We start from the raw sequence: 14,590 nt of genomic DNA, 5'->3' as shown, positions 1-14,590 counted from the left end.
CATCGTGAATAACGAGAAAATATCGCCTGTCACAATAGCCCAACCCAAGCTCTTCAGACAAGCGATAGTTGAGCGCAGTTGCGCACTTTGGGGCAATGAGATTCGCGTAACCAGCGCACATAATCTGCTCAATCTCCCAGAGCATTCGCAGCCTTTGTATCGCGCTCAACTTAAATGCGCCTACCGTGACGCCCTGTCGCGCATCGACCCACGCATGACTGCCGATTTCAGCCATTTACCACTTGCTTCTGCACAGCCGGTGACTCATAAATTTCTACGCATCGAGCAATCAGCGCTTATGTCCGAGGACACGCTCAAGGAACTTATCCAGGTAGCGCATGTCTTGGAAAGCTATAAGCAGCAACTCGTTATCACTATAGAAAACCCCTTGGACGCACTTCCCGGCCCCACAGAACGCCGCGCGATGGTGCGCCAACTGTATAACCTCAAAGACCGCAGTAGTATCAAGCTTGCCTACAATAACTACACTCTGGATACAAAGCAGGCCGACCTGTTGATCGAACTGAAACTCTATGACTATATAAAAATGCCATTTCCGGATGTGCTCCTGAGACTCAGCCTGAATATACGCTCGGATCTGTTCGACCGGCTCTACGACCGCATGTTAGAGCTGATAAGCACCAGCCGAGCCTCATTCATTGCAGACAAAGTTGAATTCTCTGACAGTGCAACACTCGCTAAGCGTTTGCCTTTCAATTACTTTCAGGGCGGTTATTACTCGCCGGCCGAAAATGTATAACACTCAACCCATAGGATCATGGTAACCACTATGAGCTCACTCAAAAAACACCTATCCACCACTACGCCCACCTTTATTCCGCTGCCCGACTTTGCGTCGCATGCGGAGTTACTCTATGGCGATATCGCTTGCCCGCCGCGAACCAAGACAGCAGAAACCCAGGCAACCAGCACGCCATTGTTTGGCAACCAGTATTTCAATTCGCACTACACTAACAATTCAACGATCAAAAAACCCGACAGCGCCAATAACGCATCAACGCCGGTCATTTACAAAACATTGCAACCCTACAATAAACTGGAACTAAACGTTCAACTCCACAGCACCGACAGGCCTCAAAAAGCGCTGGCGACCCTCACCGAAAAACCTCCGCTACAGGCACCCGACTACTGGACCTTTACACAACATGACCGAATGTTGGTCAAGGGTGGTTTACGCATTTCCTTGACCACGATCGAGTCAGCACTTATCAAAAAAATGTTACACCATGAAGAACGCGTGGTGAGTAAAGAAGAACTTATTCGCAATATTGGTCGCGAACCGGAGTTGTATCGCGGCCTGGAAATGTGCCTCAGCCGACTTCAGGAAAAATTCAAGCGCGTCAACGATGGCGAGCGTTTGTTCCGTTCGGTGAGAAATCGTGGCTATTGCTTGACCCAGAGGATAAAAAACCCCCTGGAACTCGCCCAGCAGCTTCGCTGAAAAAAATATAATAATTCTAGAGTCGTTAATCTTGGCGTTGATCACGCTCCACTCTCTGCCTTTTTATAACAATCCGTCTCACCCAACAGCCACTTAACTATCGCTATGTGCCTGTTATAACTCGTCAGCTACTGCCCCCTGCCGTTGATTAATATCAATCTGTGCGCGCCTACGCGTGCCTGTCTATTTGGCTGTTTCAATGCCACGCCTCGCTTAAGCCTGCCACCATGAGTGGTCACCACTGGGAGCAGTAGTATGCTGAATAACCGGAGAATGCATCGTAACCTAACACCCAAAGGTCTGACCTTTTGGGGGCAGTGGACGCTGGCGTCAAGTTTGGTCGTCACACTGTTATTTGCATTGGTTATTTTAAAGACTGGCCAGCTGGAATATCCCTACCGGGTATTGGCTGCCTTTAGCATATTGGCCTCGATCCCGGCCTATATGTTATGTGACGTCTACAGCAAGAAAGATGATTACGCGGTGGGACTGGGCCGACTCTTCATGGGCTGGTTACTTACCCTGCTGATACTGGTTGCGGTGGGTATCGCCTGCAATGCTAACGCGTTGTTCCCCGTCGAAATCCTGCTACTGTGGGCGGCGATTAGTTATGCCGTGCTGGCGCTCTGTTACATCCCGATCCACAGTCTTTCCCGCTATTACCACGGGCAACTTCACGAGCGACATAAATCGCTGATCGTGGGTACCGGCAAACTTGCTGCCGACCTGGCGAAAACACTTTCCCGGCAAAAACGCTCACCGTTGGTCGGCCTCGTCGGCGCCACGGCGACTGCAGCCCCGGGCGTGCAATCGCAGATACTCGGCGAGCTGCCGGACCTCCCGCAGTTGATCCGGCAGCACGGCATCCGCAGGCTGTACATCACCCATTCGCTGCAGGAAGCCACCCATATCGAGGCGCTGTACATCAACCTGCTGGAGATCAGCGTCGACGTCATCTGGGTCCCCGACCTCAACAACATGCTGCTGCTCAATCACTGCGTGGCCGAGGTGGACGGCCTGCCGGCGATTTTCCTCAATGAAAGCCCGCTGACCAGCCGTCCGACCGCCGCACTGAGCAAGTCGCTGCTGGACAAAAGCGTGGCCTTGCTCGCGCTCATCCTGCTGAGCCCGCTGCTGTTGCTGTTCGCCGTGCTGATCAAACTGACCTCCCCCGGCCCGGTGATCTTCAAGCAGGACCGTCACGGCTGGAACGGTCAGGTGATCAAGGTCTGGAAGTTCCGCTCGATGCGCGTGCATGACGACCACGAAGTACGCCAGGCCAGCCGCCACGATTCACGCATCACCCCCGTGGGGCGTTTCATGCGCCGCACGTCCATCGATGAACTGCCGCAGTTGTTCAACGTGCTGCAAGGGCACATGGCCCTGGTCGGTCCAAGGCCCCATGCGGTTGCGCACAACGACTACTACTCGGGGAAGATTCACGCGTACATGGCGCGCCACCGTATCAAGCCCGGTATCACGGGGCTGGCACAGATCAATGGGTGCCGGGGCGAGACCGAGACCCTGGAGAAGATGCAAAAGCGCGTCGACATCGACCTGCGCTACATCAACACCTGGTCACTGTGGCTGGACATCAAGATCCTGCTGAAAACGCCGTTCACACTGCTGTCCAAAGACATTTACTGAGGCAAACAAAGGGGGACTTCACGTCCCCCTTTCCTTGTCTATTCAGTGATCTTCTCGAAGTTCCGATAGAACAGATCACTGTCGCGGCCATCGGTCATCGTATGCAGCGAATACGCGCGATTGAGGCGCGCGCCGCCATCGCGGGTCAGCGGTGCCCACACCAGATTGGCGCGGCGCATCGTCGACAGGCTCATCAGCTCATCAAAGGGAATTGACAGGTAAAGGCCTTTGTCGAAGCTGCCTTCGCCAAAGGCTTCTTTTGACGCGGTGGTGCGGGTGACCCAGGCGCCAACCCGCACGCCATTGTTGAACTCGCGCGACAAGTCCAGGGTGGCGCCCCAGTCCCGGGCCAGGTAGCGACCGACACTCAGCGCACCCTGTGTGTTGAACGGCAAGTCGGTGTAGCCGGTGATATGCCCCGTGACCGTGCGGTAGTCGCGCAGGCTGAAGTCCTGTTCGAACCCGCGCTGGCGCACGTAGTTCAGGTCGGCGCCCAAGGCCCAGCGCTGGCCCATCGGCCGGTACAGCACCTCACTGCCGACACCGGCGTACATCGATTCCAGCAACCCGCCGTAGACCATGCCATACAGGTCCTGATCCAGTCGCACCGCGTGGTTGAGCTGGAACGTCGGCACGGTCACGTCAGAGCTGGTCATGTACTTGCGCAAATCGGTACGCACGCGCGGCAAGCCGCTGGGCGCGTCGTAGGTGAAGCCATCGTAGTTGTTCAGCAGGTTGACGCTGAGCAGGCCGCTCCACCAGGTGTTGCGGGTGAAGCGGTATTCGGCGTCGAGGTCGGCGGAAATCTGATACAGCAGGCCATCCGGCCCGCCGACGTTCTGCTTGTAACCCAGCCCGACGCCGTAGCTCAGGGGCTTGGGCGCTTGGGTGTAAAGCAGCGTTTGCGCCGGGGCGCTGGGCGGGTTGACTTCGGTCTGGCGATGCAGGGTCTGCAGGGGCTCGCGTTGGTTGACCACCTCGCGGAACGTCTCGCGGGGCACGCTGGTTTCTTCGATCGGCATGGCGTACCGCTCGCTCACCAGGGTGAACCAGCTGATCTGGTCATTGACGCTGTCGTCCAGGATACGGCTGGCGCGACCCACGGCCTTGGCGCTGTAGAAATAGCGCTGCTGCTCGCCATACACCAATAACTCAGGGCCGCGCTGGGCAATCCGCTGCACGTTATAGCCGGCATTGTCCTGCAAACGCTTGGACACCGCGGCCCAATCCACCTGATCCATCGCGACGCTCGGCGCCTGGGCGGGCAGCTTGGGGGCCGGCGGGTCGTAGGTTTTGACCGGCGCCTTGCGGCTGACGAAATTGGTGTGCAGGGTGATACCGAACATCGCCGTGTTGCCGCGTTCCCACGCGGCACTCAGGTCGACGGAGTCGGCCACCTTGTAAACCAGCCCGAGGTTGACCGGCGAGTCCTGGCGCAGATGGTTGTTTCGAGGCTCGTTCTGGTAGTCGTTGCCCTCGTATTCCAGCTTGAGGCTCAACGGCGCCCAGGGTGTCTGGTAGGCGACGCCGCCAAACAGCGCGGGCCGGCCGCGGAAGTAACCGTTGGAGAAATTGCCGGAACCTTCGGCGGTGGGCCGCTCGTTGAAGCGATCACTCAGCGCGCCCAGCGGGTTGCCGAAATCGCCCCGGCTGCCCAGGTAACCCCAGGCGATGCCCGCACTGAAATCGAATTCGCCATAACGCTTGTTGGCCACCAGGTACTCGCTGGAAAACAGTCCGGTGCCGCCCAGGTCGAGCATCCCCAGCGCGACCTGGGGCAACCAGTGGCTTTCCTCGTAGAGACGCACTTTGGCGTCGACGGCCTTGTCCTTGTAGCTCTGGCTGCCACTGAACGATTCGGGGCCATAGGGGCGGTTGGTGATGGCGGTGTAGCGAAAGGTGCCTTCGAGCCAGTCCAGCGGTTGCGCGGAAAAACTGTAGCGACTGTAAGGTTCGGTGCGGTTGGCATTGACGCTGAGTTCGCCGGCCGGGGCCATGCGTGCGGTCGGGGTTTGCAACAGCCCGACCCCGCCAAAATCACTCTGGGTGTAACGCGGATCGCCGTGCGCGACGCCACAGGGCACCAGCAGCACGGCTGCAATACATAATTTCAAGGCGTGACCTCAGCCAGGGGTTGGGTGGCAAGAAACTCGGCCAGTTGTTGGTTCAGCTCAGGGGTGGGCGGTTCCAGGTCGTCGCTGCGCAGCGGCACCAGCAGCGTGCTGCCCGGTGCAGGCGCGGCCGCCGTCTCGCGGTTCCAGGGGGCAATGCCCAGGCGCGTGACCAGGCCGTCGGGCTGGATCAGCCACAGGTAGTCGACGTCGGCCCCCGCCACCGCCGGGCATTCGTCGAGGTAATCGCGTGCCGCCCGCATCGGTTGGAACACCAGGGTGCAAGGCTGCGCGACCGCGCCCAGGACGCGCACACCTGCCGGCCTGGGCGGGTAGATCAGTCGATCGCCGTCGCTGACCCGCAGGTTGGGCGCAAAGCCGACCTCCACCGCCACCGGGTCCAGCATCGCGCGTTGCCGGCCGGTCACCGGCAAGGCCTGCACCTGTCGATAAACGCGCGCCGCCAAGTCGGCCCGGCTGTCGTACCCGGCGGCCAAGGCAGCCTGGCGCAACGTATCCAGGTCAAACAGCACGCCGGCTTTGAGCCGGGCCTGGGGCTCGATCAATGGCTGGTGCAGCCAGGCCGCCGCCAGCCAATAGCCCTGGGCATCCGGTTGTGACGCAATGATCGCGTCGAGCAAGCGCGCCTCGGGCGGCAGGGCGATCGGCCCGGGGTGCAGGACTTGGCCGCTCACCGTCAGGGCGGCGTGGCATGCACTGGCACAACTCCACAACAGCGCCAGCGCCCATCGTTTGCGGGCGGTCATCGGGCCTCCTTACGGGCGGGTTGCAGTTGGGTGATTTTCAACGTGAGGCGCGGGCTGAGGTGCTGTTCGCTTTGCACAATGAAGCCGTCAGTGGGGTCGACCCAATAACGGTTGCGCGCACGAAACCCCAGGGCCTCGGCTTCGATGTCCTCATCGACGCGCAACAAGATGTAAGGCTTGTCGAGGATCTCGAGCGTCTCCATGCCCTCGCGGGTCAGACGGCTGGTGACGGTGATGCCGACGCGATAGCCATCCACCAGGTCGATCTGCCGGCTGCTGCGGTAGCCGTCCGGCACGCGGTGCAGCCCCTGCTGGAACGGCGACTGCCCTTGCCAGCGCGTGCCATCCAGATCAGTGCCGAGGCCAACGGTACGCACCACCAGGCCATCGCGCATCAATAGCACCTGTTTGCCGGAGGCGACCCAGAACTGCAGGTCGTCGCGCTGACGAATCAACGCCATCACGCCTTCGCTGGACACCGTGGTCACTTTGATCTGGGGAAACGGCACGGCGTCCACCTGGGCCTGGCTCAGCACCAATGGCGCAGGCCCGACGACGGCCGCCTTGAAGGTATCGAGCGAGGCCTGCATCAGTGGATTGCAGCCGCACAACAGCCACGCAAGGCACACGTAAATACCGGTTTTCACACTGTTCACGCAGGTTCCACCCTTATCGGCTGTTGGCTTCGCTCAGGTTGTTTTGGGTGGAAGCACCGGTGCCGATGATCGAGGCGGAAGGTATCAACTGACTGATGACCCGGTTCCAGCGGGTGATATTGGCGGGGCCGACGAACACCACGTCCTGGGGCTGCACATCGAAGCGCGTGGCCAGGGCCATGGCTGCCGGGGAGCCGGCTTGCAGATGGAAGACCTTGGCCGGTTGCGTGTCCAGGTTCTGTGCGCCGCGGATCACGTAGATCGCATCGGCGTTCGAGGTGTTCTGGTTGATGCCGCCCACCGAGCCCAACACATCCGTGAGGTTCATGCTGCGTGTCTTGAAACTCAATGCGCGGGGCTGCATGACCTCGCCCATCACATAGATGCGCTTGCGGTCGTTGTAGGGCAGGTACAACTGGTCACCGTCCTTGAGGTAGATATCGTTCAAGCGCGACGGGTTGAGATTGAACGTGTCCAGGTCGAGTGTGTAGCGCTTGCCGCCGCGGGTCAGCGTGAGGTTCGAGAGGTCGGCATTGATCGGATCGACACCGGAAGCACCGATGGCCTCCATGACGCTCATCGGGGTGGTGGTGATCGGTACAGGCCCAGCCTTGAGCACTGCCCCGGTGATCACCACTCGCTGGCTGGCAAAACGCAGCACACTGATATCCACCTGGGGGCTGTCGATGTACTGACGGAGCTTATCGGTGATTTCACTGCGCAGCGCCGCGAGGGTGCGGCCCTTGGCAACCACTTCGCCCACGTAGGGGTAGAACAGGTTGCCGTCGGGGTTGACCAGGCGCCCGTTGGCATCGATTTGCTGCTGCGGACCGGAAGGCGCAGTCAATTCCGGATGGTCCCAGACCGTGATGTACAACGCATCATTTGGGCCGATCAAATAGGGCCCGGGTTTATAATCGAGCAGTTCTTTGGGAAGCGCATAAGAGACTTGAGTCGCCGCGTCCATGGCCAGCAACTTTGGAGTAATCGGGATCAACTCCACGCGACTGCTTTCAGCACCGCCCTCCTTGGTCATTGCCTCGGTGTCCATATATTGACCGGGCGCAAACATGCAGCCTTGTAACAATGCGGAGGCCACGACCGCCACAGAAAAAATACGCATCATAGTGCTAAGACACTCGCGATAAACGACAAGAAAAAAAGACTACTTGGGAGGGGTTTCCAAGCAGTCTTATAAAGCGGAAGGCGTTCTGTTAGTTGCCGGTACCGGTGGTACCCGTGGTGCCAGTGGTGCCTGTGGTGGTGCCTCCATTGGCGCTGCCACCGCTGCTGGACGCGGCGGCGACGCCCGCGACCAGGGCCGCGCCGACCAGCAGGGTTTCCCCCACCGTCACAGAGCCGACCACCGCGGTACTCAGGCCAAGCGGCAACTCGGCAGCCATGGCAGAAGTACTCAAGAGACTGAGCACAATAATAGCCAGTTGTTTTCTCATATCAGACTCCTTATCGATAGTGAGCATTTAGCAAACGAGCGGGTGCCGCTGAAATACACCTTGATAGTGCCACTCAAGTAAACAACGCACCAGCCCGGACATTACCCGGAAAGTTGAACGTATTCATTCGAAAATAACATTTCTCGAAGCCAGCCCCCGTGTATCAACACGTTGAGGCCGCGAAACTAACAAGGCTGGCGGTTTAACATCGGAGCAAATGTTATTAATTGTCGGAAAACCTCAGGCCCGGCCGTACTTGTCTTCGAAACGCACAATATCGTCCTCGCCCAGATAAGAACCCGACTGCACTTCGATCAATTCCAGTGCAATCACGCCAGGGTTCTCTAAGGCATGCACCTGGCCAATGGGGATGTAGGTCGATTGGTTCTCCGAGACCAGGTACGTCTGTTCGCCATTGGTGACCTTGGCCGTACCGCTGACCACGATCCAGTGCTCCGCACGGTGATGATGCATCTGCACCGACAGCTTGGCACCGGGCTTCACGGTGATGCGTTTGACCTGGTAGCGGTGGCCGCTGTCGATGGCGTCATACATGCCCCAGGGCCGGTAGACCTCACGATGGTTGAGGTGCTCATGACGCCCGTCGCGCTTGAGTTGGTCGACAATGCCCTTGACCTGCTGCACCTGGTCCTTGTGCGCCACCAGCACCGCGTCCTTGGTTTCGACGATGATCAGGTCCTGCACGCCCACCGTGGCGACCAGGCGGCTGTCGGCGTTCACGTAGGTATCGCGGGTATCCAGTTGCAGCACATCGCCCTGCAGCACGTTGCCGCCGTCGGTTTTCTCGCTGGCTTCCCATAACGCCGACCAGGAACCGATATCACTCCAACCGGCCTGCAACGGCACCATGATTGCGTCGCTGGTTTTTTCCATCACCGCATAGTCGATGGAGTCGTCCGGGCAGGCGGCGAATAGCGCCTCATCGACCCGGGTGAACAACTGATCCTGGCTCCCCGCGGCCAACGCCGCACGGCAGGCCGTGAGAATCGCCGGCTGCAAGCGTGCCAAGGCGTCCAGGTAACGGCTGGCACGGAACATGAACATGCCGCTGTTCCAGTAATGATCGCCCCGCGCCACGTAGTCGGCAGCGGTGGCGGCATCCGGCTTCTCGACGAAACGCTTCACCGCATACCCGCCCTCGCCCACCGCCTCGCCCTGCTCGATATAGCCGTACCCGGTGTGCGCGCTGGTCGGCGTGATGCCGAACGTCACCAGCTTGCCGGCCTCGGCCAGCGGCAGCGCCACCGCGAGGCTGGCATGAAACGCAGGAACATCTTCAATCAGATGATCCGCCGCCAGCACCAGCAGAATCGGGTCGCGGGACTCGTCGAGCGCCTTGCAGGCCGCCAGCGCAATCGCCGGCGCGGTATTGCGCCCCATGGGTTCGAGCAGGATGCTCGCCTGCTCCATGCCCAATTGACGCAATTGTTCGGCCACCAGAAAACGGTGCTGCTCATTGCAGATCACTTGCGGCAAGGCGACATCCGCGCCCTCCAGACGGCCGATGGTCTGCTGCAACATCGACAGGCTTTTATGGGTCAGGCGCAAGAACTGTTTGGGGTTCAGTTGCCGCGAGAGCGGCCACAGGCGCGAACCCGAACCGCCCGCCAATATCACCGGTAATAACATGAACGCGTCCTTCGATAGAGGGTCAGAAATAGGCACGGGTGTTCTCGTGTACACGTGGGCTGTAGCGCAGCTCATCCAGCGGCCACCAGCGGTAGTGCCGATGCTGCTCGGTGGGCGGTTCCAGGACCTGATTCTCGGCAAGGGTCAGGCAATAACCCAGCACCACGTAGTGGGTGTCCGGGCCGTTCCCGGCGTTGGCGAAGACGCTGTCATCGTAGAAGTGCTCGAACACACCCAGCAGCTGCGCATCGGCGCGTTCGAAGGTGTGGCCGAGTTCTTCGTGGGTCAGGCGGCGGAAGGCGTCGTCCAGGGTTTCGTTTTTCTGGATGCGGCCGCCGGGGACGAACCAGAAGCCATAGGCCGGCCGGTTGATCCGCAAGCCCAGCAGCGTATCGCCGTTGGGTTTCCTCACGATCAAGTCGATGGCCACCAACGGCGTCGACGTCACGACCGTATTAAAGGTCGGTAAATCAAGCCACATAAGCGTCAGACCTGTGCCATAAAGCGTTGGAGGACACGCTCTTTATCGAGAAAATCCGCGGCGTAGTTCAACGCCACCCTGTTGCGCACAGGCAATGCCAGCACCCGCTCGATCCCTGCATTCAGGGCGCTGACCGATTCGGGTTCGACCCGCACGGCAATGCCCGGATGCTCGTCGCACAGCCGGCCAAGGGTGGTGTCGGGGTCAGCGGTGATGATTGCATTGCCGCCGACGGCCAGAATGTTGGTCAACTTGGAGGGCAATACCGAATCCGCCGCGCCGCGTTTCTGGATCACCAGGTGGACGTCCGCCGAGGCCAGCAGCGCAGGCAAGTCTTCATAGGCCTGCAACGGGGCGAAGACCACGTTGTGCAGGCCCTCGCTGTGCGCGCGCTGCAGCAGGCGGGCCTGGCCGGCGCCCTGGCCGACGATCAGAAACACCAGCTCCGGGCGATGGACGTGAGCCTGGGCGGCATCGAGGATCAGTTCGAGCCCCTGCTTCTCGCCGATGTTGCCCGAGTACAACAGCACCCGCTTTCCCGCCGGCACGCCGAGCCGTTCCAGCAGCCCGCTGTTGCGCGGTACATCGAGGAAACGCTCGGTCTCCGACCAGTTGGGAAAGAACAGCAGGCGCTGCGCCTCGACGCCTTTGCCGGCCGCCTTCTCCAGCATGCCGCTGGATATCGTCGAGACCCGGTCAAAGCGCCGCAGCAAGCCGCGCTCCACACCCCACGCGAGTCGCCGCAGTAACGGGCTGCCGCCCAGGCCCAGGCCGAACATCGCATCGACTTCATAATCCTGGATATGCAGCACGGACTTGGCGCCACACAGCCTGGCCAACAACAAGGCCTGGGGCGCGCAGAACAAGGTCGGCACCACCAGGATGACCAGGTCCGGCTTCCAGCGCAGTTGCCCCAATACCGCCAGGCACGAGCTGGCGGAAAAGCTGATCAGGTGCAGCAAGCGCTTCAGCGCCGTGGGCTTGCGCGGCACGTACAACGGGCAGCGCACCACCGTCACGCCGTCGACCTGTTCGGTGCGAAAACGCCACGCCGAGTAGCCCTCGCCGACCTGCCATTGCGGGTAATACGGCGGCGCCGTGACCACCCGCACCGCGTGGCCCTTGCTGGCGAGCCAGCGCGCCTGTTCACCGCTGTACTTGCCGATGCCGGTCAGCTCGGGGCTGTAGTTGATGCCATACAAAAGGATCTTCATTAATGGCCCCGAGGCTGTTCGAGGGCCGCGAGATACGCGTTGTAGGCATCGCGCAGCCCCTCCTCCAACGGCACGTAGGCTTCCCAGCCGAGGGCGTTGATACGGCTGACATCGAGCAACTTGCGCGGCGCACCGTCGGGTTTGCTGGTATCGAACCGCAAACGGCCCTTGAAGCCCGTGACCCGGGCCAGCGCCTCGGCCAGTTCGCGGATGGTGCAATCCACGCCAGTGCCGACGTTGACGTGGGAACGCATGGGCTCGGTGTGTTCGCCATAGCCCTCCTGGCTGAGTTCCATCACATGCACGCTGGCGGCCGCCATGTCATCCACATGCAGGAACTCGCGCCGTGGCGCGCCGCTGCCCCAGATCAGCACTTCTTCGTCACCGCGCTGTACCGCCTCGTGGAAACGGCGCAGCAAGCCGGCGATCACATGGCTGTTGTCCGGGTGGTAGTTGTCGCCCGGGCCGTACAGGTTGGTCGGCATCACACTGCGGTAATCGCGCCCGTGCTGGCGGTTGTAGCTTTCGCACAACTTGATGCCGGCGATCTTGGCCACGGCGTAGGGTTCGTTGGTCGGTTCCAGCGAGCCGGCAAGCAGCGCTTGCTCGGTCATCGGCTGGGCGGCGAGCACCGGGTAGATGCACGACGATCCGAGGAACAACAACTTGAACACCCCATGAGTGTGGGCGGCGTGGATCACATTGGCCTGGATCATCAGGTTCTGGTAGATGAAATCGGCAGGGTACGTGGCGTTGGCGTGAATCCCACCGACCCTGGCCGCCGCCAGGTACACCTGGTCGACCCGTTGTTCGGCGAAATACGCGTGCACGGCCGCGGGGTCCAACAGGTCCAGTCGATCGCGGCCGGCGGTGAGGATCTGGGTATAGCCCAAGGCCCAGAGGCGGCGCACGATGGCCGAGCCGACCATACCGCGATGGCCGGCGACAAAGATCCGTGCGTTCAGATCACGTGCCATGCTCAGTTCTCCACGGCAATCGGCGCATCGTGGCCGTGCAGGCGCAGCAACGCGTGGCGCCGCGCGATTTGCAGGTCTTCGCGGACCATCTCCGCACACATCTGCTGGGCGCTGATTTCCGGCACCCAGCCCAGCTTCTGCTTGGCCTTGGACGGGTCGCCCAGCAGCGTCTCGACTTCCGCCGGGCGGAAGTAACGCGGGTCCACCCGCACAATCACGTCACCCACCAGCATGCCGGGCGCCAGGTCGCCGTCGATGTGCTCGACCACCCCGACTTCCTCCACGCCCTCGCCGACAAAGCGCAAGCGCAGCCCCAGTTCCGCCGCCGACCAGCGAATGAAATCGCGCACCGAATACTGCACCCCGGTGGCAATCACGAAGTCTTCGGGGCTGTCCTGCTGCAGCATCATCCACTGCATGCGAACGTAGTCCTTGGCATGGCCCCAGTCGCGCAAGGCGTCCATATTGCCCATGTACAGGCATTGCTCCAGGCCCAGGGCGATGTTGGTCAAGGCGCGGGTGATCTTGCGGGTGACGAAGGTTTCGCCACGACGGGGCGACTCGTGGTTGAACAGGATGCCGTTGCAGGCATACAGCCCGTAGGCTTCGCGGAAATTCACGGTGATCCAGTAGGCATACAGCTTGGCCACGGCATAGGGCGAGCGCGGATAGAACGGCGTGGTTTCCTTTTGCGGGGTTTCCTGCACCAGCCCGTACAACTCGGACGTGGAGGCCTGGTAGAAGCGGGTCTTCTTTTCCAGGCCAAGCAGACGGATGGCCTCGAGGATGCGCAAGGTGCCGAGGGCGTCTACGTCGGCGGTGTACTCCGGCGAATCGAAGCTGACGGCCACGTGGGATTGGGCGCCGAGGTTATAGATCTCGTCCGGCTGGATCTGCTGGATGATGCGCGTCAGGTTGGACGAGTCCGCCAGGTCGCCATAGTGCAGGATCAGGTTTTTATGCAGGGCTTGGGGGTCTTGGTAAATGTGATCGATGCGCTGGGTATTGAACGACGAAGAGCGGCGTTTCAAGCCATGCACGACGTAGCCTTTTTCCAGCAACAGTTCCGCCAGGTAAGAACCATCCTGCCCGGTAATCCCGGTAATAAGCGCGACTTTTTTCATGTCTATCTCCCAAATAATAGGCGAGCGAAGGCCGACACCCGAACTTGGGTGTTTGTTAAAAACGGTCAGTTATTTCGGTATGGGCAGCGTCAAGTTATGTCCGGTCAACTTTGAAAGTTCGCGGACGATTGAGTCCTTATCGTCTAAGTGAGCGATCGCGGTTTCCAGTTCAAGCACCTTGGCGCCCACCAGAAAGCGGTACCAGTAACCTTGCAGCAAGTGATAAACCAGGCCGCTGCGGCCATCGAGAAAACCCAGTTGAACGATGTAGCGCCAGAGGAAGTACGCCGTCGAACTCAAGGTAAACGGCACGCGGTTATACACCCGGTTTTTAACCAGGCGCTTGAGCTTGGCCTGGAACGAACTGTGGCCCTCATTCAATTCATGGCGCACCGCAAACAACCCCAGGCGCGAGTTGATGATCTCAATCGCTTCACGGGTCGCGTACTGGTTGTGCTTGTGGGTGAAGAACGTCAAGTCGTGCAGGTTGTGATCGGCAAACCCGCCCTCCAGGGTGATGGTGCGACCCTCGGCCACCGAGATGTGCTCGTCCATCCAGCGATCTTCGATGCGCCCCTGCCCCGTGCGCCACAGCCGCAGCATCTTCAACGGGTAGCGGCCGCCATGGCGCACCCAGCGGCCCATGAAAATATGCTTGCGCTTGAAGTTGATGCCGGTGATGCCCTGGTCCAGCGCCGGCAGCCGCGTGTTGATCTGCGCCGCCAGGTCGGCCTCGATGATTTCATCGGCGTCCAGGCGCATCGTCCAGTTACCGGTGATCGGCAAATTATCCAACGCCCACTGGAACTGCTTGGCCTGGTTGACGAACGCGTGCTGTACCACCAGGGCGCCGTGGTGCCGGGCGATCTCGCAGGTGTCGTCGCTGGAGAACGAGTCGACCACCAGCACTTCGTCGCTGAAGGCGCGCACCGACTCGATCGCGCGGGCGATATGCAGGCTTTCGTTGTAGGTGAGGATGATCACACTGACGGTTTCGCGTTTCATGTCAGCCACCGTGCAGGTGAGGCAGGTTATGCGGTGCGGTCA

Annotated in this window: 14 protein-coding genes; 3 read left to right on the top strand and 11 right to left on the bottom strand. The window is 60.4% G+C overall.

From position 1 onward, the window contains the following. The first annotated feature begins 4 nt into the window (after positions 1-4). The 3 genes from NR164_RS22385 to NR164_RS22375 all read left to right on the top strand — a co-directional run bounded on the left by NR164_RS22385 (position 5) and on the right by NR164_RS22375 (position 3,109). Positions 5-760 (top strand): hypothetical protein, encoded by a 756-nt coding sequence (locus NR164_RS22385; RefSeq protein WP_046383822.1) that lies wholly within the window; start codon positions 5-7, stop codon positions 758-760. 30 nt (positions 761-790) lie between these two features. After that, a complete protein-coding gene (locus NR164_RS22380; RefSeq protein WP_256823276.1) occupies positions 791-1,462 on the top strand; it encodes a helix-turn-helix domain-containing protein in 672 nt (223 codons plus the stop codon). Positions 1,463-1,717: 255 nt separating this feature from the next. Next, complete coding sequence (locus NR164_RS22375) at positions 1,718-3,109, top strand: undecaprenyl-phosphate glucose phosphotransferase (protein ID WP_102617935.1); 1,392 nt, start codon at positions 1,718-1,720, stop codon at positions 3,107-3,109. Positions 3,110-3,147: 38 nt separating this feature from the next. On the opposite strand, the gene NR164_RS22370 is transcribed toward NR164_RS22375, so the two are convergent. From NR164_RS22370 to NR164_RS22320, 11 genes are all read right to left on the bottom strand, one after another. Further along, positions 3,148-5,223 carry a YjbH domain-containing protein gene (locus tag NR164_RS22370; RefSeq protein ID WP_256823275.1) on the bottom strand — a complete coding sequence of 692 codons (2,076 nt, stop codon included), beginning with the start codon at positions 5,221-5,223 and terminating at the stop codon, positions 3,148-3,150. Beyond that, entirely contained in the window at positions 5,220-5,987 is a 768-nt protein-coding gene (locus NR164_RS22365; protein ID WP_046383826.1) for a capsule biosynthesis GfcC family protein, read from the bottom strand. The genes NR164_RS22370 and NR164_RS22365 overlap by 4 nt, the downstream gene beginning before the upstream one ends. After that, entirely contained in the window at positions 5,984-6,643 is a 660-nt protein-coding gene (locus tag NR164_RS22360) for a YjbF family lipoprotein (RefSeq protein WP_256823274.1), read from the bottom strand. The genes NR164_RS22365 and NR164_RS22360 overlap by 4 nt, the downstream gene beginning before the upstream one ends. Before the next feature lie 13 nt (positions 6,644-6,656). Next, positions 6,657-7,769, bottom strand: a complete 1,113-nt coding sequence (locus NR164_RS22355) for a polysaccharide biosynthesis/export family protein (protein ID WP_079443579.1) — start codon at positions 7,767-7,769, stop codon at positions 6,657-6,659. Positions 7,770-7,857: 88 nt separating this feature from the next. Continuing rightward, the gene (locus NR164_RS22350; RefSeq protein ID WP_046383829.1) at positions 7,858-8,097 is read right to left on the bottom strand and encodes a hypothetical protein; all 240 of its coding nucleotides are present in this window, start codon (positions 8,095-8,097) and stop codon (positions 7,858-7,860) included. 240 nt (positions 8,098-8,337) lie between these two features. Beyond that, complete coding sequence (locus NR164_RS22345; RefSeq protein WP_046383830.1) at positions 8,338-9,747, bottom strand: mannose-1-phosphate guanylyltransferase/mannose-6-phosphate isomerase; 1,410 nt, start codon at positions 9,745-9,747, stop codon at positions 8,338-8,340. 22 nt (positions 9,748-9,769) lie between these two features. Beyond that, positions 9,770-10,228 (bottom strand): GDP-mannose mannosyl hydrolase, encoded by a 459-nt coding sequence (locus NR164_RS22340; RefSeq protein WP_046383831.1) that lies wholly within the window; start codon positions 10,226-10,228, stop codon positions 9,770-9,772. Between the two features lie 5 nt (positions 10,229-10,233). Beyond that, positions 10,234-11,442 (bottom strand): glycosyltransferase WbuB, encoded by a 1,209-nt coding sequence (locus NR164_RS22335; RefSeq protein WP_108526500.1) that lies wholly within the window; start codon positions 11,440-11,442, stop codon positions 10,234-10,236. Next, positions 11,442-12,419: a GDP-L-fucose synthase gene (locus tag NR164_RS22330; RefSeq protein WP_046383833.1), complete on the bottom strand. Its 978-nt coding sequence runs from the start codon at positions 12,417-12,419 to the stop codon at positions 11,442-11,444. The genes NR164_RS22335 and NR164_RS22330 overlap by 1 nt, the downstream gene beginning before the upstream one ends. Before the next feature lie 2 nt (positions 12,420-12,421). Next, positions 12,422-13,543: a GDP-mannose 4,6-dehydratase gene (gene gmd, locus NR164_RS22325; protein WP_046383834.1), complete on the bottom strand. Its 1,122-nt coding sequence runs from the start codon at positions 13,541-13,543 to the stop codon at positions 12,422-12,424. Between the two features lie 69 nt (positions 13,544-13,612). Continuing rightward, on the bottom strand, positions 13,613-14,548 hold the full coding sequence (locus NR164_RS22320) for a glycosyltransferase family 2 protein (RefSeq protein ID WP_256823273.1): 936 nt from the start codon (positions 14,546-14,548) through the stop codon (positions 13,613-13,615). Between the last annotated feature and the right edge of the window lie 42 nt (positions 14,549-14,590).

It is taken from the genome of Pseudomonas sp. Pse79 (assembly GCF_024519615.1).
Taxonomy (GTDB): Bacteria; Pseudomonadota; Gammaproteobacteria; order Pseudomonadales; family Pseudomonadaceae; genus Aquipseudomonas; species Aquipseudomonas veronii.
The sequence above is the reverse complement of the archived record's forward strand: the minus strand, read 5'-3'. Positions and strand labels throughout refer to the sequence as shown.

Bases quoted from the DNA above. Each gene is read 5' to 3' on its own strand.
- NR164_RS22335 (WP_108526500.1), bottom strand. From the start codon at position 11,442: ATGAAGATCCTTTTGTATGGCATCAACTACAGCCCCGAGCTGACCGGC.
- NR164_RS22365 (WP_046383826.1), bottom strand. From the start codon at position 5,987: ATGACCGCCCGCAAACGATGGGCGCTGGCGCTGTTGTGGAGTTGTGCC.
- NR164_RS22330 (WP_046383833.1), bottom strand. From the start codon at position 12,419: ATGGCACGTGATCTGAACGCACGGATCTTTGTCGCCGGCCATCGCGGT.
- gmd (WP_046383834.1), bottom strand. From the start codon at position 13,543: ATGAAAAAAGTCGCGCTTATTACCGGGATTACCGGGCAGGATGGTTCT.
- NR164_RS22355 (WP_079443579.1), bottom strand. From the start codon at position 7,769: ATGATGCGTATTTTTTCTGTGGCGGTCGTGGCCTCCGCATTGTTACAA.
- NR164_RS22380 (WP_256823276.1), top strand. From the start codon at position 791: ATGAGCTCACTCAAAAAACACCTATCCACCACTACGCCCACCTTTATT.
- NR164_RS22375 (WP_102617935.1), top strand. From the start codon at position 1,718: ATGCTGAATAACCGGAGAATGCATCGTAACCTAACACCCAAAGGTCTG.
- NR164_RS22350 (WP_046383829.1), bottom strand. From the start codon at position 8,097: ATGAGAAAACAACTGGCTATTATTGTGCTCAGTCTCTTGAGTACTTCT.
- NR164_RS22345 (WP_046383830.1), bottom strand. From the start codon at position 9,747: ATGTTATTACCGGTGATATTGGCGGGCGGTTCGGGTTCGCGCCTGTGG.
- NR164_RS22340 (WP_046383831.1), bottom strand. From the start codon at position 10,228: ATGTGGCTTGATTTACCGACCTTTAATACGGTCGTGACGTCGACGCCG.
- NR164_RS22320 (WP_256823273.1), bottom strand. From the start codon at position 14,548: ATGAAACGCGAAACCGTCAGTGTGATCATCCTCACCTACAACGAAAGC.